The sequence below is a fragment of the Mesorhizobium sp. B2-3-2 genome, from assembly GCF_006442295.1.
Lineage (GTDB): Bacteria > Pseudomonadota > Alphaproteobacteria > Rhizobiales > Rhizobiaceae > Mesorhizobium.
Genome location: NZ_VFWA01000013.1, coordinates 85,646 through 106,826 on the forward strand (window position 1 = coordinate 85,646; position 21,181 = coordinate 106,826).

Here is a 21,181-nt window from a genome sequence, read left to right on the forward strand (position 1 = left end):
TTACAGACAGCAATCAGGAACGAACGTCTCCAGTAGAGGCGTACAGTTAGGAAATTTGGCCTCCATGGTCTCCACGGCATTCGCATACAAGGCTTTGAATGGCGAGGGTCGTCTCGAACTCGGGCGGATCGATGCGTCCGATTCCGACGATGCCGTCCAGAAGCTCGGGGCGCGCGGGCTGATCCCGGTAAGTGTCGAGCAGAGGCAGTCAGCATCGCGCGCACCGCTGTTTTCGACCCGGATACCGGCGGCGCAGGTCACGCGGCTGCTCTCCGACTTGTCGATCATGCTGAATGCGGGGATCCGGATCGACGAAGCGCTGGCGATCATGGAAAAGGAATTCGACAGCGGCAGGCTTCAGCCCGTGGTTGCCGGCATTCGCACCGACCTGGCGTCGGGCAACTCGTTCTCCAGAGCGCTGGAAGCCTGGCCCGCTCTGTTCCCGGCGTTCCAGGTAGCCATGGTTCGTGTCGCGGAAACCTCCGGCAAGTTACCCACCCTCCTGTCGCGCATCGTGCAGGAGCGCCAGCATTTCGAGGCATTGCAGGCCAAAGTCAGCGAGGCGCTGCGGTATCCGGCAGTCCTGTTTGCCGGCACGATCTGCGTACTGGTGTTCTTTCTGGTGGGGGTCGTTCCTCAGTTCGAACCGATGATCATGCAGAGCGGCAAGAAGGACACGCTGATGGTGGTGATGTTCGCGGTCTCGAATTTCCTGCGCGCTTATGGGCTGGTCCTTTTGCTTGCGGCTTCGATACTCGTATTGCTGGGTTTCGTGGCGGCGCGGCGGGGCCTTCTCTGGGCATGGCTTTGGGGTTTCGCCAAGAAACTTCCGCTTCTGTCGGAGATACCGGGGAGCTATCGGACGGGGCGCTTCGCCCGTCTACTGGGCATCATGGTCGAGACCGGCGTGGCGGTTCCTGTGGCTTTCAAGCTCATCAGCGATACCATCGACCACGGCGAGGCCGCGCGGGCCCGCGCGCAGCAGGCGTCCGACGCGCTGAGGCAGGGGAATAGGCTTGGCCATGCGCTTGAGATTCTTCAGCTTCCCCCGCTGGCGGTACGCATGTTGAGGCTCGGCGAGCAAAGTGGCGAACTCGCAGGGCTGGCCTATCGTGTCGCCGACTTCTATGAAGTGCGGCTGGAGCGTTCGCTGTCCCGTATCGTCGGGCTTGTCGGCCCTGCGGCAGTGGCAACCATCAGTATCTTGATCGGTGGTATGATCGTGTCGATCATGTCCACCCTCATGTCCTTCAACGACATGGTCCGCTAGGAGGCTGTTTGCATGAGCGTTCATATCGCAGTTGGTCCCAATCTCATACAGGGCAAGCGTGCCCGGCGCCGCAGGGCGGGCTTTACGCTGATCGAGATGCTGGTCGTGCTGGCCATCATCGGCCTGATCTCGGCGCTCGTCGGTCCTCGTGTTCTCGCGCAGTTGTCCGACTCGCGAGTGCGCGCGGCGAAGCTTCAGATCGAGGCGTTTTCCAGCGCGCTCGACATCTTCTACATCGATGTCGGCCGTTATCCGGTGCAGGCCGAGGGCCTGGGAGCCCTGATTCGCAAGCCCTCGACCATCCAGGTCTGGAACGGGCCATACGTTCGCGGAGAGACCGTTCCGACCGATCCGTGGGGCCATGAATACAGATACGCAAGCGACGGAAAGACGTTCAACATCACCACCGACGGGCCTGGTGGGCGCGGTTCCAATGTGTCCGCCCAGCCCTAAGGGCAACAGCAACCGCAAAAGGGCGCAGCGCGGTGTCGTGCTGCTTGACGTGGTCGCGGCGCTTGCGATCGTCGCCCTCGCGGCCTTCGTGCTGATGCCGCGCCCGCGTTCAAGCATCGGGGCTGCCGAGCTTTCTGGCGAGGCGGTTCGCGTCAGCGGGGAGTTCCGCAAGGGCAGAGCGAAGGCGCTGACCACGGGCAGCGTCGCCGACGTGAGGGTCGATCCGGGAAACAAACGCATCCAGGTGGATGGCGCCAATCCGATCTCGATCAGGGATGGGGTGGCCATGAACTGGGTCACGTCGGACCGGTGTCCCATACGAGGCGGAACCAGGGCCTTGCGCTTCCTTGCCGACGGACGGTCGTGTGGGGGCGTCATGACACTGTCCGCCAGCGGCCGGGAGATCGAACTGCGCGTCGACTGGTTGACCGGCCGCGTGGAAATGAGCCCGAAATGACAGCACGGCACAGACGCGGCTTCACGCTGATCGAGGTTCTAGCCTCGCTTGCCGTCGCCGTGCTGCTGATCGTTCCGATCGCGCGCATGATCACGGGCAGCGCAGGTGCATTCGCGGGTCTGGAACGATCGACCGAACGCCGTGTCGGCATGCAGGCTGCCATGGCGGCGGCGATGACCCTTAACCCGTTGCGAACGGGCCGGCGCGTGATCGGAGACTTCACGGTCATCGTGGAACCGTACCGCTTCGAACGCGGCGCTGCGCTGGCTCGGGCCGGATGGCAGCTTTACTCCGTCACCGTTCGCAGCACCGACGGATCGGATGACGACGCGATGCAGACCGTGCGCCTCGGCAAGCGGCAATGAGGAGGAAACGCAGCGCTCGGGCCGGCTTCACGCTGATCGAGGCATTGGCTTCGCTGGTGCTTGCGACGATGCTGTTTGGCGGGCTGGCATTCTACACCGGAACCTGGCTGCGCCAATGGCAGGGGATGATCGCGAGAGGCGGGCAGGAGGACACGGTGGCGGTGATTCTCGACCGGATGGTCGAGGATCTGGAGGCGGCGCAGCCCGGCTATTCCAACCCCGAAGGAGCCGCTGCGATCCGCTTCACCGGCCATGCCGACGAGGTCACCTTCGAGCGCCCGGCGCTCGGCTACGAGCCGCGGGCGGGAGTTGATGACATCACCTATTCGATGGGTCGGGCCGGAGCCGACGGGGCCCTCATTCGTGCCCGCCGCGATCACATGATGGACGGGGGCGGGGAGGATCTTCCGCTGGTGCGCGGCGATCTGAAGCTTTCGTTCAGCTATGCCGGGCCGGACGGCGCGCTCAGCCCCGAATGGACAACCACCAACCGCATGCCGTCACTCGTGCGCATCGAGATATCCGGCAGTTCTCCGCGTCCCTGGCGGCAATGGGCCTATGCGCGGCTGCGCGTCGAGCTGCCCGCGCGTTGCGGCGCGGCTGACGCGCTCGCGACGTGTCTGCAGCGCTACGGCATCGGCTTCTGAACTTCGAAGGGCTGTACCACGGCAGGGGTCGGCAAGAACCTCCTCGTCCGGCCGCGCGGCGTCACGTGGAAAAGCGCCGGCAGCTGCGTGATCTTCTCGCATTCACGGCACGAGAACTTCTCGCGCACCGTCCGGATCACCTTCCACTGCCGCGGAACCACCTCCAACGTCTCTGTGATGTCCTCGCCCAGCTTCGACAGTTTATCGAGCCGCAGCAGGAAGGAGACCGAAATGCTGGACCGGGTGTCGTCTCGATTTCCTGCAATGCCTTGCTCGCGCCCGGTTGCGTCAACGCGACCTGCTGCGAGGCCGTCAGGAGCGAGCCATGCTCGCCCAGCGCGACCAGGAGCGCAGCTGTTTCAGGCGGAGCCTGAAAATGATCGAGTGGGGCCGGTGGGGTCATGCCTGGGTTGCGTAAATGTTATACCGAGATCACATCTTCTCAGTTGTCGCGCGAGCGAATGCTGCAATACTCCGGTCGGCCAAAGTCTCTACGACGATCACGACTAATGAGTTTCGCTGTTCAGGCTGAGATTCATGCAATCCCGAATGCGCTGGCCCGAATGCGCTGGTCTAGAAATATCAGGAGGAGAACGTAATGACAGTCAGCCGACGCTCATTGTTGAAGGCCGGTGCCGGAATCGCCGCCGCAGGGGTGGCCAGCAGCATATTGCAGCCGAGCATTGCCAATGCCGCGGACCCGCGCGTAGCCGATATCGTCGTTGTGGGTTGCGGCTCGGCGGGCCTCGGGGCCGCAGTCGCCGCCGCAGAGGCCGGCGCGTCGGTTATTGTCCTCGAAGCGCAACCGCACATCGGGGGACGTGGCATCGTCAGCTCAGGCAACATTCCCCTGGGAGGCGGAACCGCTGCCCAGATGGCGGCCGGCATCGCGGACTCGCCAGACCTCCTGTATCGCGACCTCACCGACTGGTCCATCGTCCAGGCGAACGGCTTTCCGAGCTACCGCTATAACGATCGCGAGCTGATCCGGGCATTTGCCGACGTCAACGTCGACCTTTACAACTTCCTGGTCCGCCATGGCGTCGTGTGGACGAAATCCACGCCCGACAATGTCGGCGGCAATGAGGTCGGCAACTCGGTGAACCGTATGATGCATACGGCGATCATGAACTACGTCTCGGTCCGGACCGGCTTGCCGGTAGCCGCAAGCCAGCAGCGGACGACGTCTCAAGGACCCGGCTTCATATATCCGCTGGAGGCCGCGGCAAAGGCGCGTGGCGTGAAGATCCTGCTGAATTGCCGTTTGGAGTCGCTGCTCCGGACGAAAGCGGGCGTGGTCGGGGTCGTAGCCTCTAATCAAGGCCGCCTCGTTAACATTCATGCACGCAAGGGCGTAGTGATCGCGAGTGGCGGCGGAAACGGGAATGTGGAATACCGCCGACAGTTCGACCCGCGGCTCACCGCGGAGTACTGCGGCGTCGCTGGCGAGCCCTATTCCTTCCAAGATGCCAGCGGCATACTCGCAGGGCTGAATGTCGGCGCGTCCCTCGCGGGCACGTACAACCAGACTGGAGAGTTCGGCACTAACATCACCAAGCCAACCGCCATCGGAACGCGGTACAACTACTCGTTCCTACAGTGGGGGCCCAATAGCCCTGTCTTCCACCTTGCGAAAGCTTCGGGACTAGCCAACGTCAACAACCAGAACGTTATCCACGTAAACATGATCGGGAGGCGGTTCTACGACGAAACGGGAGGTCAATTCGGGACGAACAGCGCTGGCTCGGTCAACCCGTACACTCAGGGCAGCTACCTGAACGCCAAGAACATCACATACAACCCACAAAACTGGATCAACGCCGCTCTGGCTGGAATCGGCGACGGCCACAACGGCGGTGGCCCGATCTGGGCCATCTTCGATGCAGATGCCGTGGCCCGCCAGAGATGGACTGTGGCGCCGCCCTTCGTCGATCCTGATGGATTCTTCTTCCAGGCAAACACGCTGGAGGAACTCGCACAGAAGATCGTCATGCCGTATCAGCGTGTTCCCATGCCGGCAAGCAACCTGGTCAACACGGTGACGCGCTACAACAGCTTTGTTGACGCGGGTGCCGACGCCGACTTCGGCAAACCGACACCGCAATACAAGATCCAACGGGGCCCCTTCTATGCCGCCTGGTCGACGCCGGTGATCCACGACGCCCGGTCCGGCCTGCGCATCAACGGCTCAAGCCAGGTCCTCGACTATGCCTCTCAGGTGATTCCCGGCCTCTACGCCGCCGGCGAAGCTGCTGGCGGATTCAGTCAGCACGGGAACGGTCGAGCTCTCTCTCAGGGCATCATCGCAGGAAGGCACGCAGCCTCCAGTTCGTATTAGCAGGACTACAGCTCTCAACGATAGTCCCGCCAGGCCTCACGGTCCGGCGGGACTATTGTTCCTCGGACCTGGCCAGTGATCCCAGCACCGGCGGCATTGGGAACTTGGCCATGCGCGCGACACAGGCCTGCGCGATGCGCTGGCCGGTGGCCACCGAGCCGGTGAAGCTGATCGCGTTGACGCGTTTGTCGTGCAGCAGCACCCGGCCCATTTCGGAGCCGCGGCCCATCACCAGGTTGAACACTCCCGCTGGCAGGCACGCGCGGTGCAGGATGTCGGCGATGGCCCAGGCGCTGCCGGCACGAGATCGGCCGGCGTGAGTACCACGGCGTTGCCGCAGGCCAGGGCCGGGGTGATCTTCCAGGCGGGGATCGCGATGGGGGAGTTCCAGGGCGTGATCAGGCTCACGACGCCTACGGGCTCGCGGGTGACTTCCCGTTGAATGCAATCACGGCCGGCAGGAAGATCGCGTTCAACGTGCCGTGATGCAGCCGCAGATCGATGCCGCCGAGCGAGTGGCTCAGGCTGTGCACGCACCCGAGCCCCTTCTGGGACGCCAGCGCGCCTTGCATCGACGCGCTCATCATGTTCAGCCGCGCGTCGCGGTCGCCGGGCTGGCGCGTTGCGCGCTCTATGTTGCGCCAGCCGCGCCTCAGCCCATCGAGCGCGATGCCGCCCGCCGGCGGATTGAAGGCGGGCGACAGGAAGGTCTCGATGCAGGGTGCGATGGCATCCCGGTAGCCGCCGTCAGCGCTGCGGCAGGCCCAGGGTCAGTGCCGAACTCGAACTGGATCTGGGTGATGTAGTTGATGAGAGCCGTGCAATGAGCGCTGGTTATAGCACACGAACCGGCCGAGATCACCGCCACAGGCCGCTTCCGATGCTTTTTTCAGGGCGACGGCGACGGCCTGGCGGATACAGCGCTGACCGGCGCGGTCGCGCCCACCTGATGCTCAGGACTGGCGATGGAGCAATTCGTCGATCAGCAGTTTGGCGGCGGGCGGGACCCACGCCCCCTTGCGGGTGACGAGCTCATAGGCCTCGCTTCGCGACGCCAGGGCCAGCGGCAGGATGCGCGTCATCTGCCGGTGCGCGAAGAACTGCGCGACTTCGATCGACACCAGGGCCACGAAGGACGGGTTGGCCTGCAGCAGCGCCAGCGTCGCAAAAGCGGAGGTCGTCTCGAGCAGGTGCTGCGGGAACCGGATCCCGCAATCGCGGTATTCGCGTTCGAGCAAGAGCCGCATCGGCATGTTCGCGCGGTATACCACCCATCGGTATGGCGCCAGCTCCTGCAGGGTGAGCTTCTTCGCGTGCCGCAGCGGATGGCCGACGTTCGCGATCACCGCGAGCGTTTCATCCTGGAGCTTCACACTGTCGTAGACCTGCGGCGCCTGGCTGATGGTCGTGCGGCAGACCGCCAGGTCGAGCCGGCCGGCGTCGAGCTGGGCCAGCAGGGCGGCGCTGGTGTCCTCGACGATCTCGACGGACAAGTCGGCCTGCCGCGCAACGAGCGCGGAGATGGCATCGGTGAGCAGCGGCACCGCGCCCATGATGACGCCGGCCGCCACCCGCCCGCCCTGGCCACGCATGATTCCGACGATCTCGTCGCGCAGGTGCGCGAGATCCGTCTGGATCAGGCGCGCATAGCGGATGACGCAATGGCCGACGGCATTGGGCTCAAGGCCCCGATTGGTGCGAACGAACAGCGGCGTGCCGAAGGTCGTCTCGATTTCCTGCAATGCCTTGCTCGCGCCCGGTTGCGTCAACGCGACCTGCTGCGAGGCCTTCAGGAGCGAGCCGTGCTCGCCTAGCGCGACCAGGAGCCGCAGCTGTTTCAGGTGGAGCCTGGAAATGATCGAGTGGAGCGGTGGGGTCATGCTTGGGGTGCGTGAATGTTATGCCGAGATCACATCGCCCGCAAGGATTTCAAATGAAGATCATTGGCGGCTTCGCCACCCGGGACCCGCGTGCGGTCAACCCAGCCGCTGTGCCAACAGCGCGTCGGCGAACCAGGACCCGACAAGTGCGTGAAAGGCCTCGGCGCTCGACGGCCTCGAAGGCGCCGATCATCGTTCCGACAGCCGTGGGTCGCAGCAAGATGCGTAAGCTCGTCTGCCAAGTCGGCCGCCGTCTCGTCATCCCGGGCAAGCCCCAAGACATCGAGAACTCCGACTAGGCTCGCCTTCGTCAAAAGATCCTCCGCCGGCCGAGTTGCCAGCCAGCGCCAAGCCAACAGCATTCGGCCGGCGGGACCGACGTCGTCTCCAGGTCGCGTCAGCAGAACGGCATCATGAAGCGCCGTTTCATCTTCTACACGCCCCATTTGCCGCGCCGTTACCGCCGCAGAAAAGTTTTTGACGAAAACTGCTCGGTTTTTCAATCTCTCCCGACCAAGATTGACCACATTTGATTAGCACATGCGGTCAAAATCAGTCAAATAATTCCACTGAAGCCAAAAACGATGGAATTCGCCCACCAAAAATGACAAACGATTGGGCTCGCTGGATGGATTCGTGATATTTGCGGGACATCGCTCGCCGTGATTCAGGCGAGCGCGTTTGCGGCACCGTGCGGAGATACAAACGTGGCAAGGAATGTCCGGAAATCAGCGGTGGAGGACATGGCGCCCTCGGCGTCCGCCGGATCATGGGAAGACGATGGCGGGCGCGGGCGGGTCGATTTGATTCCGGCCAAGCGTCATGCCTTCATTCTCGAATGCCTCAAACGACAAGGAGCCGTAGGCGTCCAGGAACTCATCGACCTCATCGGCGCATCGCCTTCGACCATCCGGCGCGATCTCGAGACGCTTGAACGGCAGGGAGCACTGGAGCGAACGCATGGCGGCGCGATGCTTCAACGCACGGAACTCGCCACCTTCGAGCCGGATCTCGCCACTGCGGCGCATTTCGCCAGGGCCGAGAAAGAGGCCATCGGCGCCGCCATGATGTCGGAACTTCGCGCCGGCCAAAGTGTCATTTTCGACGCAAGCACGACCGTGCTGGAGGTCGCCCGCGCCATCGCCGCGGCGCCTATCCCGCTTACGGCCGTCACCAACAGCCTTGCGATCGCGCAGATACTTGCAACCGTGCCGGAAGTGCGCCTGGTCATGCTGGGAGGCACCTGCAAGCCAGGCTCTCTGACCCTGGTCGGCCAACCCGGCGAGAATTTCCTGCGAACCATCCACGCCGACGTGGCCATCCTGGGGACGCATGCCATCACCGGGGACATGCTCACGGAGACCTCGCTGGAGGTCGCGGCGATGAAGCAGGCGATGATCGCGGCGGCGCGCCGTGTGGTCGTGCTTGCGGACAATTCGAAGTTCACTGCCCCTAATTTCTGCACCATCTGCCGTCTGGCCGATATCCACCAGATCATCACCGACGAGGGCATCGATCAAGCTCACCTCACCAATCTTCGGACGCTCGATGTGAACGTCCGCGTCGTGCGCGTCAACCGTCCAGGTTCTTCAGTTGAGCGCTCTTGAGGGCGTGGATATCCGGGTCGTAGCCGACGACCTGACCGGCGCCCTGGACAGCGCGGTTTCCTTCGCATCGCCCGGCCACGGTATTGGGGTGAGCTGGCGACTGGACGGTCCGTTTTCGCAGCGCATGGCTGTCGATGTCGCCACACGAGAGGGCGCCGAGGCGACGGCCGTCGCGAGGCACCGGGCGCTCGCGCCATGGCTCGCCGCCGGACAATTGAGTTTCAAGAAGATCGATAGCCTTTTGCGCGGTCACGTTATCGCCGAAATAGAAGCCTGCATCGTCAAGGAGACGTACCAGCGCGTTGTGCTGGCGCCTGCTTTCCCATTTCAGGGGCGCATTACGCGCGTCGGACGCCAATGGCGTCTCGATCGGCCCGAAATGGTAGGTCCCGACCTCCTCGCCGAACTCGGCCAGCGCTTTTCGGCCGGGCGTTCAACACCGGGGGCACGCCCGGTTCATTTCATCACGCTCTACGACGCCGAAACGGACACGGACCTGGACAAGATCGTCGCAACGGCCGGAATGTCGGAGGGCCGGACGTTGTGGGTCGGTACGGGCGGCTTGGCGGCTGCGCTCGCACGGCAGATGAAAGCGCCGCAGGAGCCTGCACTTGCGTTATCCGCGCCGTTCCTGGGCCTTGTCGGTACAAATCATGAGGTCACTGCGGGACAGGTGGCCCTCTTTGCCACCCGGCATGCGGATGCGCATATCGTTATCGAACGCGACATCGACAAAGCGAAAAAGCGCTTGGCGGAACGGATGATGCAAGGCGCACCTTCGATTGTCAGCGTCGCCGCATCGGGTGATCGCCACGCGGTGGCGGATCATATCGGCAAGGTGTTTGCCTCGCTTCTCGAAGGCCTGCCAAGGCCCGGCACGTTGCTCGTCACTGGCGGCGAAACATTGCGGTCGGTGTGCGACAGCCTGGGCGCCGTCGAACTCACGGTCGAAAGCCAGATTGAGCCGGGGCTGCCGGTTTCCGTCATCAAAGGCGGCATTTTCGAAGGACTGGCCACGATTTCGAAATCGGGCGCGTTCGGTGACAGCGCCCTGCTCTGCAGGCTCGCCGCTCTCGCGCGTTCCTGATCAGGACAGTCGCCGGCGAAGCGGCGCCACATCCGCCCTGCTTGTCAAATAGCGTCAAAACACACTGCGAAGCCGGGTGCGGTCGAGATTTCAGCCGCAGAGGGAGAGGCGGAAGCGCGATCAGCCGCGAAATTTGATTGCGAATGATCGCGAAAGAAAGCTATTGCGCATATCTGATTAAAAGGATTAGAAGATGATCACAATTGACCGATATGGGGCGTTTATGTCTGGTCCAAGGCTCGGCATCACAATGGGTGATCCCGCGGGCATCGGCCCCGAGATCATCGCGAAGGCATGCGCACGGCTGAAACCGCGCCTTGCCGACGGGTCACTGTCGCTTCTCATCATCGGCAGCGTCGCCGCGATGCGCGCGATGGAGTCCATTTCAGGACGTATCGAGCGGGAAGAACCGTCGGCATCGGCCGCCAGACCTTTTCCGCCCGTGGCCATTCTTGAGGCCGGACCAGAGCGGGCCCCCATAGAGACAGGCATCATGTCGGCCGAAGGCGGGCGCCTTGCCTACCTGGCCATCGAAAAGGCTGTTCGCCTGGCCCAGACCGGTTCGATTGCGGGTATTGTTACGGCTCCTCTCAATAAGGAAGCGCTCAACCTGGCCGGCTATCATTATGCCGGTCACACCGACATGCTGGCGGAACTGACGGGCGCCCGCGATTCCGTGATGATGCTTGCCCATGGCGATTTTCGCGTCAGCCATGTCTCGACCCATGTGGCGCTGGCTCAGGTTCCATCGAAACTGACCGAACCTCGATTGCGGCGGGTTATCCAGTTGACTGTCGAGGCGTTGCAAGGCCTCGGCATTGCCCATCCCCGCATTGCGATTGCCGCGCTCAACCCGCACGCTGGCGAAGGCGGCATTTTCGGTCGTGAGGATATCGACATCACGACCCCGGTCGTCGCCTCTTACACATCGCCCGATTTCACCGTGGTTGGACCTGTTCCGGGCGACACGGTCTTCGTCAAGCTGCGTGCCCGTCAGTATGACGCGGTGGTCGCGATGTATCACGATCAGGGCCATGTTCCGGTGAAACTGCTCGGCTTCAATGTCGATCCCGCGACCGGCGAGTGGAAAGCGCTCTCCGGTGTCAATGTCACGCTCGGCCTTCCGATCATCCGCACCTCCGTCGACCACGGCACGGCCTTCGATATCGCCGGCAAGGGCATCGCCAACGAGGACAGCCTGGTCGAGGCGATCGAATTCGCCGTCCAGATGGCCGCGGCAAAATCCAAACCTTAGGCGCCGGCACGCCTGCAACGCACGAAGAAGCGGATCGAACCCATGGCTGTAGAGAAGTCCCATCTCATGCTGATCGACGGCAGATTTGTCACCGGCGAAGCCGGCACGCGCCCGGTGGTCAATCCGGCCAACGGCAAGGCTTTTGTCGACGTGCCCGAGGCAAGTCCGGATCAGGCTCGCCAGGCGATAGAGGCAGCCCGTAAGGCGCAGAAACCCTGGGGGCTCAAATCACCCCTCGCCCGTGCTGCGATCATGAAGCGGATCGCGGTCTTGATCCGGCAGAACGCCCGGCATCTGGCCGAGGTGGTCGTCAGGGAACAAGGCAAGCCGATCAATGAGGCCATGGGGGAAGTCGGCGGTGCGGCCGAGTTCTTCGATTACTACGCCGAGTTTGCCCGCCGCATTCAAGGTGAGATCCTGCCATCCGACTACGCGGGAGAGCAGGTCTGGATCCAGCGCGTACCTGTAGGCGTCGTTGCCGCCATCATTCCCTGGAATTATCCGAGCGCCCTGGTCAGCCGAAAGGTGGCGCCCGCCATGATCGCCGGCGACACCATCGTCCTCAAACCGCATGAAGACACGCCGCTTTCGGCGCTCGAAATGGCTCGCATCTTTGTGGAAGCGGGCGTGCCGGACGGCGTCGTCAACATCATAACAGGACGAGGCGAAACCATAGGCGAGGCGCTGTGCACGGAACCCGGAGTCGACCTCATCACCATGACCGGAAGCGTGCCGACCGGCAAGCGCATCATGGCGAATGCTTCGCGCAACCTGACGCCCGTTTCGCTGGAGCTTGGCGGCAAGGCGCCCTTCATCGTCCTGGCCGATGCCGATCTCGACCTAGCGGTGCGTTCGGCAGCCACCTCGCGCTACATGAATTGCGGGCAGGTCTGCATATGCAACGAACGCACGCTCGTTCACCGTTCGATTTACGATCAGTTCGTCACGCGCTTCGTGGAGTTCTCGAAGTCGCTGGTCGTCGGGGACCCGATGCAGGCGAATACCGATATCGGTCCCAAAGTCAGCCGTGAGGAATTGGAAAAGGTCGAGTTGGTCCTGGCGGAAGCCGTCGCTGGCGGCGCGAAGCTGGCTCTGGCCGGCGGACGCCCGGCCAAGGCGCCTATCGACGGCGGCTACTGGCTCAATCCGACCGTATTGACCGATGTGACGCCCGACATGCCGATCATGACGCGGGAAATCTTCGGCCCGGTCGTGCCGATCATGCCCTTCGACACCTTCGAGGAGGCCGTCAGCATCACCAATGCCAGTCGCTATGGCCTGTCGGCCTATCTTTTCACCAACGATCTGGGCCGCGTCATGAACGCCGTCAACGAGGTTTCGTTTGGCGAGATCTATGTGAACCGGATAGGGCCAGAAATGCTGCAGGGCTTTCATGTCGGCTTCCGCGAGAGCGGATTGGGCGGTGACGACGGCGTGCACGGGCTCGAGAGCTACATGCGCAAGAAGACGGTCTACGTGAATTACTCGGGTGCCGCCACGGCGGCATTGATGCCTTACGGGCGCTGAACAGCGCCCAGCCAGTACGACCAGCCAGGTCGCTACCCGGCCAAAATGGCCGTTTCATCTCATCGGGAGGAATAAAATGCACTATCGTGGATTCATGGCGGCGGCTTTGGCCGTGGTATTGTCGGGGTTGGCCGCATCTTCGGCGATCGCCGACGACACCATTCCACCGGAAGCAAAGGCGTTGCTTGAGCCGTTGCCCCTATCGCCGAGAGGCCAACCCGTTCCGGGCTTCCCGGACGGTCCACCGGCGGTGTCGCCAGACGTGCTGAAATTCTCCGATGCCGACCTTGCAAAGCTGAAGGCCGGAAAGTTCACCGCCGGGCTGGTGATGCACACCATGGATGCCGGCTGGCCTCAATTGCAGGTGGCCGGGATCTCGAACACGCTCAAGGACCTTGGCATCGAAGTTGTCGGAACCACCGACGCCAAGTTCCAGCCCGGCCAGCAGATCAGCGATCTCGAGCAGATGATCGCACGCAAGCCGGATGTGATCTTCTCGATCCCGATCGATCCGAAGTCCGAATCCGAAGCCTATAAGAAGGCGGCGGCAGCCGGCATCAAGCTGGTTTTCATGGACAACGTTCCGGTCGATATGGCGCCGGGCAAGGATTATGTGTCCGTTGTCGCGTCCGACAATGAGAAGAACGCCTATTTCGCCGCGCAGGAACTTGTCGGGGCCATTGGCGGCAAGGGCGAGGTCGGCATCATCACGCTGGTCTATGACTATTACTACTCTGTCGCGGCCCGCAAGGTCGGCGCACTCAAGGCATTCGGCGAACACCCCGACATCAAGGTCGCGGACGTCGGTACCTTCACCGCGCCTGAGAAGGCCTACGAGGTCGCCACCGCCATGTTGACGGCGCATCCCGACATGAAGGGCATTTTCGTTGCCTGGGACACGCCTGCGCAGCAGGTCGTGGCCGCGGCCAAGACACTCGGCCGCGACATCGTCATCACCACAAATGACATTGCCGCGGACAGCGCGCTGAACGTTGCACGCGGCGAGTTTCTGGCCGTGGGTGCGCAACGCCCCTATGACCAGGGCGTCGCGGAGGCCAAGGCGGCCGCGCTTGCTCTGCTTGGACATGACGTCCCGCCGTACATTTCGGTACCGACATTGCGCGTCAAGAAGCTCGACCTTCTCAGTGCGCTCAAGCAGGTCACCAAGGAAGATGCGCCGGCTTCGGTGGTGAAAATCTGCAACGGCGAGTGCTTCTAGCTTCTTCTTTCGCCGGCGGGCCGCAGCAGTCCGCCGGCACTCCCCCAGCGATCGAGAAATCGTCATGGCCGAAGCGAAAACTTCAACGTCCCAGCGCCCTATCGTAACGATGCAACGCATCGGCAAGTCGTTTGGCGCGAACCGCGTGCTGTCGGACATTTCGTTCGAGGTCAAGGCCGGCGAAACGCATGCACTGCTCGGCGAAAACGGTGCGGGCAAGTCGACGCTCATGAAGATCCTCATGGGCGCGTATCGGACGGACGAAGGCCGGATTCTGTTCGACGGCGAGGATGTCACCGCCCTGTCGCTTCGGGAGAGGATCGATCGCGGAATCGCAATGATCTTCCAGGAGCTGAGCGTCTTGCCGAACCGTTCGGTTGCCGAAAACCTGTTTATCCTTCGCGAGCCGCTCGCCTTCGGCCGGCGTGTCGATGCCCGAAAGATGCTGCGCGAGGCCCGGGCTCTGATCGAGCGATATGCCTTCTCGCTCGATGCTTCGGCGCGTGTGGGCGACCTGGCGTTCGCCCAGCGCCAGATGGTCGAGATTCTCAAAGCGATCTCGCGGGGCGCCAAGCTGCTCGTAATGGACGAGCCGACTTCGTCCCTGACCATCCATGAGGAGGAAACGCTCTTTCGGACAATCGGTCAGCTCAAGCAGAACGGAATCGGTATCGTCTACATCAGCCATCGCATGGCCGATGTGCTGCAGCTTTCGGATCGCATCTCGATCATCAAGGATGGACGACTGGTCGGTCCGCTCGATCCGAAGAAGACGTCCATCGAGGATATCGCGGCGTTGATGTCCCGGCCCAAGGTCGAAACACCTTCCCCTGCCGCAGCCGCGCCAGCAAATCGTCAACCGGCAACGCCCGCCGGGACGCCGGCTCTTGAGGTCCGTGACCTTGCCACCTCGCGCAAACTGTCCGGCGTGTCGTTCTCGATCGGCCCGGGCGAGATCGTCGGCCTTGCCGGGCTTGTCGGCAGTGGCCGCTCGACCCTGGGCAAGGCCTTGTTCGGCGTCCTTCCGGATGTAACCGGCGATATCGCCGTCGGGAACGACCCCGTCCAGCCGGGCAGTGTCAGCAGGGCCATCGCTGCCGGTATCGCGCTTGTTCCCGAAGACCGTCGGCTCGAAGGTCTTGTGGGTGGTCGCTCGATCGAGGAGAACCTCGCCCTTCCGCGCCTTTCCGATTTCTCGCTGGCGGGTCCGTTCGGGCCGATGGCGAAGGCCCGGATAACGGCTCTGTTCAGACAATACCGGGACGATCTCAGTATCCTGTGCCGCGGTCCCTTGCAGAAAGCCCAGGAGCTTTCGGGCGGCAATCAGCAGAAGATCGTCTTCGCCAAATGGCTGGCCATGAAGCCGAAGCTGTTGATCCTCGACGAACCAACCTCCGGCGTCGACATCAATGCCAAGCGCGATATGCGCGAGCTTGTGCGCCGCACGGCCGGCGAAGGCGTCGCCGTGCTGCTCATTTCTTCGGAACTCGAAGAACTCCTGGATTTGTCCGATCGCATTCTGGTGATGGCGCAAGGGCGGATTACGCGCAGCATCGATCGCGCGGACGACGAGACAAAACTTCGCGCGTTGCTGCAGGCCGAGGCGGCCAGACAAGCCAGTGCGCGCGCCCAGGGAGTTGCAGCATGAAACCGTCCCCTATGCCCTCGCACGCAAATGCGATGAATTTTTTCCGCGATCACATCACCTATGTGATCTTCCTGGCGATAACCCTCTACTTCGTCCTGTTTGCTCCCCACTTCGCGTCTGTCTCGACCGCAAGCGCGGTTCTGCGTATCACAGCCATCGTTTCGGCAATGGCGATCGGCATGACATTCGTCATCATCTGCGGCGAAATCGACCTGTCGGTAGGATCGGTTGCAAGTTTTTCAGGGATGATCGGAGCGCTGCTGCTCGGCCAGGATGTTCCCACCTATGTGGCAGCTCTTCTGGTGCTGGCCGCCGGCGCGGCGATCGGGGCCACCTCGGGCATCCTTGTTACGAAAATACGCATTCCATCGTTTCTTGTGACCCTTGGCATGCTGTCGATCTTTTCCGGACTGGCGCTGACGATCACCGGCACCCGGCCAGTGTCTATCGTCGACGATGACTTCTCGAACCTGTTCTGGAACGGCAGTTTTCTGGGCGTGCAGGCGCCAATCTGGTGGACGATCGTCCTAACCGCCGTCGGCTATTATCTTCTGCATCAAATGCCCTTCGGCAGGCGTGTCTATGCGACCGGTGGAAATCCTGTAGCCGCCCGCTTTTCCGGGGTGCGGACGGACAGCGTCAAGATCTTCGCCTTTGTGCTGTCCGGCATGATGGCATCCCTTGCAGGCATGATGCTCGCGGCCCGCTCCACCGCCGGCAATCCCAGCCTGGGAGCGGGTCTCGAACTCGACGTCATCGCGGCCGTGATCATAGGCGGGACAAGTCTCTTCGGCGGCTATGGATCGATCGTCGGTTCTGTCGTCGGCGCAATCTTCATAGGGATACTCGGGTTCGGTCTTCTCGTGCTCGGTCTTTCGACCAGCATCCAGGAGGTGATCAAGGGCGCTATCATCATCATTGCCGTCTCGTTGAACCGGCGTTGAAAGCAGCAGAGTTCCATGACCCGACGAAAAGCGCGTTTTACGCGTTGACTGATGAAATCGCGCCGCGCCCACCTCAAATTTATCCTCCGGCTTCACGGCCCGCTCGGAGCCAGCACTAACCGCCGACTTCGTTGGCCAGGTGGCCCTTCATGAGGTCACCATAGGCTTCAACATTGAATGCCGTCGGAAAATTCTCAGGCTTATATGTCGGGATCGCCGCCTTCCGATCCAGAACCGACTGATGGATCAGCGGCCGCCGTTCCTGTCGCTCGATCATGCGAGGCTCGGCTTGCGGTAGGTAGAAGCCGAGAACCGATTTTCGCTTCCATTCACGCCATTTGACCGATTTTGGGACCCACTCGAGCGGTTTCCAGCTCCAAGTCATTGAATCATGCACAGTTCCCAGCGGGTCGGGGCTGACGAACGTCATCGTCCCCTCGCCCTTCCCTTCCCCGAAGACAAGCCGCTCCAGCATGCGGGAATTGGTCTGCAATCCAGATGCTTTGGCCTGATCAATCATCCAGTCGAGCGGAAATTTGGATATGGCGCTTTCCTCTTCAGGATAGCCGCCGCCGATATCCGAATGAGATCCGGCGAACCAGACTTGCCTGATATCCTGCTCTTTTGCCGGCGCACTTTTGTCGAAAGGATTCTCGACGAATGGCTGCTGCTCGACCCACCGGTTCAGCCGGAACATGCGGCGATGCTCATCGATCGCGATTGCATGCCGAAAAACTTCGACGCTCGGGTTAGTCCTCGTATGCGGCAGTGTCAGAAGCTGTGGCAGAAATCGGTCGCTTCGCGGTACGATGATCGACGCCACCGTGTCCCAGACACCAAGAAACTTGATGCGCGCGTCCCGGGCTCCTGAAACCTTGGAGAAATGCCAGGCAACGCTAAGGTCGTGCTCGTCGCTGGCTTGCTTGTAAGAGCTTACGGCATACTCGACGATGTTGAGCTGGTCCGGATGCAGCAGGCCGATCATGTGGATCAAGCCCGCAACGGCGCGGGCTGTGTAGGCTCCCCGGCTGAAGCCAAAGAGGAAGATTGCGTCCCCTTCGACGTAGTGCCTGCAGATGAAGGCGTAGGCGCCGGCGATTTCGGCGTCGAGACCATATCCAGTTGCGAGCTCGAACACGGATTTCGCGTTCTGGCGCCTTCGCGTCCAGGCATCGCTGGCACCGATGGTTCCTATGCCGGCGTCATAGTAGACGCGCTGCTCCTCATTCTTCTTCAGGATGCGGAACAACTTCAAGACATTCGAGAGATTGCGCTCGATCTGGTTTCCCGTTCCATCGCAGCAGACAACGATGTTTTTGCCGGTCCGCTTCAACGCCACCGCCCTCTGACGGTCCAGTTCAGACCAACCAACTTTGACCCAAGCCGTGGATCACATCAACAGGCGTCTGACGACGGATACCGATGAGAATGTAGGCGGCGCGGTTCCGGTGGCGAAGGAAGAGGGATTTAACCGAAGAAGCCCGTATCCTCTTCCCTGAGATACTTCCTGGCTGCTTCGGCGTCGATATCGAGGCCCAGGCCCGGCGCTTCCAGCAGGTCCACCATGCTGTCCTTCACGATCTGCGACGGCAGGCCGATCACGAGATCCTCCCACCAGGGGTCGGAGGCGCTGGGATATTCGAAGGCGATGTAGTTGGCGGGCAAGGTGGCGCAAACATTGATCAGGGCGCCGAGGCCCAGCAGGCCGTTCGCGGTGCCATGCGGCGCCATCAGGATCGAGTGCATGTAGGCGTGCTCGGCGACCCATTTGAGCTCGGCGATACCACCAATATCGGCGGGATCGGGGCCGATGACGCGCACCGCCTGCGTCTCGATCAGCTCCTTGAAATTGTGCCGCAAGTAAATCTGCTCGCCGGTATGGATTGGCGTCGAGGTGGAGGTGGTCAGCTCCCGATAGGCCTGCGGATTGACCCACGGCACGTAGTCGCCGGTCAGCATGTCTTCGAGCCACATCAAATTGTACTTCTCCACCGCGCGAGCGAACTTGATCGCATCGGGCAGCATCCAGCCCGGGCCGCAGTCGAGCGCCAGGCTGACCTTGTCGCCCAGCACTTCCTTCATGGCGATCACGCAGTCGAGCATATGGTTGAAACCGCGCTCGCTGATCACGCCCTGATCCATGGCACCGTGATAGCCGGCCTTCTTCTGCGTCACGCCATAATGGAAGTCCTCGATGCTGTCCTTCATGTTCGAGTGGAACGAGATTCCTTGCTTGACCATGAAGAAGTTCTGCGGCTGCTCCATCATCCATTTGACGTCGGCCGCATAATCCTCCGGGCGATCGCCCGCGCGTTTCCGGCGGATCGAGCCGTTATAGACGCGCACCTTGTCGCGGACCTTGCCGCCGAGCAGTTTGTACGCCGGCACGCCAGCGGCCTTGCCGGCAATGTCCCACAGCGCATGCTCGATCGCGGAGACGGCGGCGCCATAGGGCTTGAACGAACCTCGCTGGCGGATCTTCAGCATCACCCGCTCGACGTCGGTCGGATCCTCGCCGATCAGCGCCTCGCGGAAATGCAGCACAAAGGGCTTGAGGTAGGTCTTGGTGAACTCGACCTCGCCAAGGCCATGCAGGCCCTCGTCGGTCACGATGCGGACGATCGGGTGCTTGCCGATGACGGCGCAGCGCAGGTCGGTGATCTTCATGGCACAGTCCTATTTCACGGACGAGAAAGCTGTAGGCGTGAGCAGCTGGCTGCCGATATTGGCAACGATCTGCCCGTCACGCTCAGACTCGTCCCGGGCCCTGTGCCATGCCGGATCGGTGAGAAAAGCCGCCCATTTCGCCTCACGCTCGGCCAGCGATTCCCAGGCGAGGAAATAGGTAAGGCGATTGCTGTTTTCGCCGATCGCCGTGGTGAAAAACCCGGCTTGGCGAATGCCATGCCTCTCCCAGATGGCGAGCGTTTGGTCGGAAAAGCGCTTGAGCAAGGCCGGCAGCCTGCCCGGCAGGCAGTCATAGATACGCAGTTCGTAGATCATGCTTCGTCCGTTTCTTTCTTCGCCTCTTCCCTCGGAGAGGTCGACACGAATGGTCGGTCGTTGGCCCGTGAGCTTGAGGAATGAGGGCTGGAGGTCTTGGGCTAACTCCAGGTCCGGTCCCAGCTATATTCATTGTCCCAATGCTCGGTGGATTGCCAGATGCCGGCGACACCCGGCTGCAGATGCTGCGAGATCACTTCGTCGACGACGTCGTCGATCCCCAGACCCGGCTTGTCCGGAACAGTGATGAACCCGCCCTGCACGAGCGGCTTGGGCAGGCCAGTGACGATATCGTCCCACCAGTCGACATCGGCGGAGTGGTATTCGAGCGCCATGAAGTTCTCGGTCGCGGTCGCGACATGTGCGGCGGCCATCGCCGCGATCGGGCTTTCGGCCATATGGATGGCCATGGCGACCCCGTGGTCCCGCGCCATGTCGCCGATCTTCTTGGTCTCCAGGATGCCCCCGCTGGTGAGCAGGTCCGGGTGGATGACGGAGAGACCGCCGCTCTTGAGCAGGGGTTCGAAGGCCTCCTTGAGGTAGATGTCCTCGCCGGTGCAGATCGGCACCGAGGTGGCCTGCTGCAGTTGACGGTACTGCTCGGTGTATTGCCAGGGAATCACGTCCTCGAGCCAGGCAGGAACGTATTTCTCGATACGGCGCGACAGGCGTACGCCGTCCTGCAGCGAGATGTGACCGACATGGTCGATGGCGAGCGGGATCTCGTATCCGATCACTTCGCGGACCTCGTGGATATACTGCTCGAGCAGGTCGATCCCCTTTTCGGTGAAATGCAGGCCCGTGAACGGGTGCGGCACGTTCTGCGCATCGTAGGCGAGATTGCGCGCCTTGCGCTCCCCGAGGGATCCGCCGCGGCCGCGCGGGTTGGCGTAAAACCCTTCGAGCGCGCCGGCGGGAGCGGCCACCGCACCCGGGACATGGGCGATCTGCATCAGGCCAAGGTCCATCTTGAGGAAGGTGAAGCCGAGGTCCATGCGCTCCTTGAGGCGTTTTCCGGTTTCGGTGCCGCTCGGTTTCTCGGCATCGGTATCGCAGTAGACGCGCACCCGATCGCGAAACTTGCCGCCAAGCATCTGGTAGATGGGGACGCCATAGGCCTTGCCGGCTAGATCCCACAGCGCGATCTCGACCGCCGACACGCCGCCGCCTTGCCGGCCGTGACCGCCGAACTGCTTGATGCGGCGAAACAAACGATCGATATCGCAAGGGTTCTCGCCAAGCAGCCGGCTTTTCAGCATCAGCGCGTAGGTGGCGCTGGCCCCGTCACGCACCTCGCCAAGCCCGACGATGCCCTGGTTGGTGTAGATCTTGAGCAGCGCCGTGGTGAACGGTGCGCCGACGATCTCGGCCACCCGCATGTCGGTGATGCGAAGGTCGGAAGGCTTGGAGTTCATGTTCACCCGATCAAGGGCTTCGTCGGCTCCGCCGGTCTTGGGCATCACTTATCCTCGTTTTTGGTA

General features: G+C 62.2%; 20 protein-coding genes and 2 pseudogenes. 13 read left to right on the forward strand and 9 right to left on the reverse strand.

The genetic code is table 11. The features are described from left to right. Nucleotides 1–64 precede the first annotated feature (64 nt). Genes FJ964_RS24090 through FJ964_RS24110 form a run of 5 tightly spaced genes read left to right on the forward strand, consistent with a single transcriptional unit; the run spans nt 65 to nt 3,192 of the window. The gene (locus tag FJ964_RS24090; protein WP_140552709.1) at nt 65–1,270 is read left to right on the forward strand and encodes a type II secretion system F family protein; all 1,206 of its coding nucleotides are present in this window, start codon (nt 65–67) and stop codon (nt 1,268–1,270) included. A gap of 12 nt (nt 1,271–1,282) precedes the next feature. Beyond that, the gene (gene gspG, locus FJ964_RS24095) at nt 1,283–1,723 is read left to right on the forward strand and encodes a type II secretion system major pseudopilin GspG (RefSeq protein ID WP_140552710.1); all 441 of its coding nucleotides are present in this window, start codon (nt 1,283–1,285) and stop codon (nt 1,721–1,723) included. Next, a complete protein-coding gene (locus FJ964_RS24100; protein ID WP_140552711.1) occupies nt 1,704–2,180 on the forward strand; it encodes a hypothetical protein in 477 nt (158 codons plus the stop codon). The genes gspG and FJ964_RS24100 overlap by 20 nt, the downstream gene beginning before the upstream one ends. Beyond that, nucleotides 2,177–2,545 (forward strand): prepilin-type N-terminal cleavage/methylation domain-containing protein, encoded by a 369-nt coding sequence (locus tag FJ964_RS24105; protein ID WP_140552712.1) that lies wholly within the window; start codon nt 2,177–2,179, stop codon nt 2,543–2,545. The genes FJ964_RS24100 and FJ964_RS24105 overlap by 4 nt, the downstream gene beginning before the upstream one ends. Then, entirely contained in the window at nt 2,542–3,192 is a 651-nt protein-coding gene (locus FJ964_RS24110; RefSeq protein ID WP_140552713.1) for a prepilin-type N-terminal cleavage/methylation domain-containing protein, read from the forward strand. The genes FJ964_RS24105 and FJ964_RS24110 overlap by 4 nt, the downstream gene beginning before the upstream one ends. A 50-nt stretch (nt 3,193–3,242) precedes the next feature. Here FJ964_RS24110 and FJ964_RS24115 read toward each other — a convergent pair. Further along, nucleotides 3,243–3,409, reverse strand: a pseudogene (locus tag FJ964_RS24115) (IS66 family transposase zinc-finger binding domain-containing protein); the annotation flags it as partial. Between the two features lie 381 nt (nt 3,410–3,790). On the opposite strand from FJ964_RS24115, the gene FJ964_RS24125 reads away from it, so the two are divergent. After that, nucleotides 3,791–5,530, forward strand: a complete 1,740-nt coding sequence (locus FJ964_RS24125) for an FAD-dependent oxidoreductase (RefSeq protein ID WP_140552763.1) — start codon at nt 3,791–3,793, stop codon at nt 5,528–5,530. A gap of 94 nt (nt 5,531–5,624) precedes the next feature. Here FJ964_RS24125 and FJ964_RS31490 read toward each other — a convergent pair. The 4 genes and pseudogenes from FJ964_RS31490 to FJ964_RS24145 form a co-directional block, all read right to left on the reverse strand. After that, a pseudogene (locus FJ964_RS31490) lies at nt 5,625–5,995 on the reverse strand (aldehyde dehydrogenase family protein); the annotation flags it as partial. Continuing rightward, on the reverse strand, nt 5,944–6,258 hold the full coding sequence (locus FJ964_RS31495) for an iron-containing alcohol dehydrogenase (RefSeq protein ID WP_224713361.1): 315 nt from the start codon (nt 6,256–6,258) through the stop codon (nt 5,944–5,946). The gene FJ964_RS31495 and the pseudogene FJ964_RS31490, both read right to left, overlap by 52 nt. Nucleotides 6,259–6,483: 225 nt before the next feature. Further along, nucleotides 6,484–7,410, reverse strand: a complete 927-nt coding sequence (locus FJ964_RS24140) for a LysR family transcriptional regulator (RefSeq protein ID WP_140552714.1) — start codon at nt 7,408–7,410, stop codon at nt 6,484–6,486. Nucleotides 7,411–7,439: 29 nt separating this feature from the next. Beyond that, entirely contained in the window at nt 7,440–7,856 is a 417-nt protein-coding gene (locus tag FJ964_RS24145; RefSeq protein ID WP_318013087.1) for a DUF1403 family protein, read from the reverse strand. 261 nt (nt 7,857–8,117) lie between these two features. On the opposite strand from FJ964_RS24145, the gene FJ964_RS24150 reads away from it, so the two are divergent. The 7 genes from FJ964_RS24150 to FJ964_RS24180 all read left to right on the forward strand — a co-directional run bounded on the left by FJ964_RS24150 (nt 8,118) and on the right by FJ964_RS24180 (nt 16,697). Next, complete coding sequence (locus tag FJ964_RS24150) at nt 8,118–9,017, forward strand: DeoR/GlpR family DNA-binding transcription regulator (protein WP_318013085.1); 900 nt, start codon at nt 8,118–8,120, stop codon at nt 9,015–9,017. Then, complete coding sequence (locus tag FJ964_RS24155) at nt 9,004–10,104, forward strand: four-carbon acid sugar kinase family protein (protein ID WP_140552715.1); 1,101 nt, start codon at nt 9,004–9,006, stop codon at nt 10,102–10,104. The genes FJ964_RS24150 and FJ964_RS24155 overlap by 14 nt, the downstream gene beginning before the upstream one ends. A gap of 223 nt (nt 10,105–10,327) precedes the next feature. Continuing rightward, nucleotides 10,328–11,359 (forward strand): 4-hydroxythreonine-4-phosphate dehydrogenase PdxA, encoded by a 1,032-nt coding sequence (gene pdxA / locus FJ964_RS24160; protein ID WP_210243386.1) that lies wholly within the window; start codon nt 10,328–10,330, stop codon nt 11,357–11,359. Between the two features lie 42 nt (nt 11,360–11,401). Continuing rightward, a complete protein-coding gene (gene aldA / locus FJ964_RS24165) occupies nt 11,402–12,886 on the forward strand; it encodes an aldehyde dehydrogenase (RefSeq protein WP_140552717.1) in 1,485 nt (494 codons plus the stop codon). A 76-nt stretch (nt 12,887–12,962) separates the two neighbouring features. After that, on the forward strand, nt 12,963–14,105 hold the full coding sequence (locus tag FJ964_RS24170; protein WP_140552718.1) for a substrate-binding domain-containing protein: 1,143 nt from the start codon (nt 12,963–12,965) through the stop codon (nt 14,103–14,105). Between the two features lie 64 nt (nt 14,106–14,169). Continuing rightward, a complete protein-coding gene (locus tag FJ964_RS24175; RefSeq protein ID WP_140552719.1) occupies nt 14,170–15,753 on the forward strand; it encodes a sugar ABC transporter ATP-binding protein in 1,584 nt (527 codons plus the stop codon). Continuing rightward, nucleotides 15,750–16,697, forward strand: a complete 948-nt coding sequence (locus tag FJ964_RS24180) for an ABC transporter permease (protein WP_181172600.1) — start codon at nt 15,750–15,752, stop codon at nt 16,695–16,697. The genes FJ964_RS24175 and FJ964_RS24180 overlap by 4 nt, the downstream gene beginning before the upstream one ends. A gap of 115 nt (nt 16,698–16,812) precedes the next feature. Here FJ964_RS24180 and FJ964_RS24185 read toward each other — a convergent pair whose 3' ends face one another. The 4 genes from FJ964_RS24185 to FJ964_RS24200 form a co-directional block, all read right to left on the reverse strand. Beyond that, complete coding sequence (locus tag FJ964_RS24185; RefSeq protein WP_318013084.1) at nt 16,813–18,036, reverse strand: DUF2235 domain-containing protein; 1,224 nt, start codon at nt 18,034–18,036, stop codon at nt 16,813–16,815. A gap of 128 nt (nt 18,037–18,164) precedes the next feature. Continuing rightward, a complete protein-coding gene (locus FJ964_RS24190; RefSeq protein WP_140552722.1) occupies nt 18,165–19,364 on the reverse strand; it encodes a mandelate racemase/muconate lactonizing enzyme family protein in 1,200 nt (399 codons plus the stop codon). Nucleotides 19,365–19,373: 9 nt separating this feature from the next. Further along, on the reverse strand, nt 19,374–19,700 hold the full coding sequence (locus FJ964_RS24195; protein WP_140552723.1) for an NIPSNAP family protein: 327 nt from the start codon (nt 19,698–19,700) through the stop codon (nt 19,374–19,376). A gap of 101 nt (nt 19,701–19,801) precedes the next feature. Beyond that, nucleotides 19,802–21,160 carry a mandelate racemase/muconate lactonizing enzyme family protein gene (locus tag FJ964_RS24200; protein WP_140552724.1) on the reverse strand — a complete coding sequence of 453 codons (1,359 nt, stop codon included), beginning with the start codon at nt 21,158–21,160 and terminating at the stop codon, nt 19,802–19,804. Between the last annotated feature and the right edge of the window lie 21 nt (nt 21,161–21,181).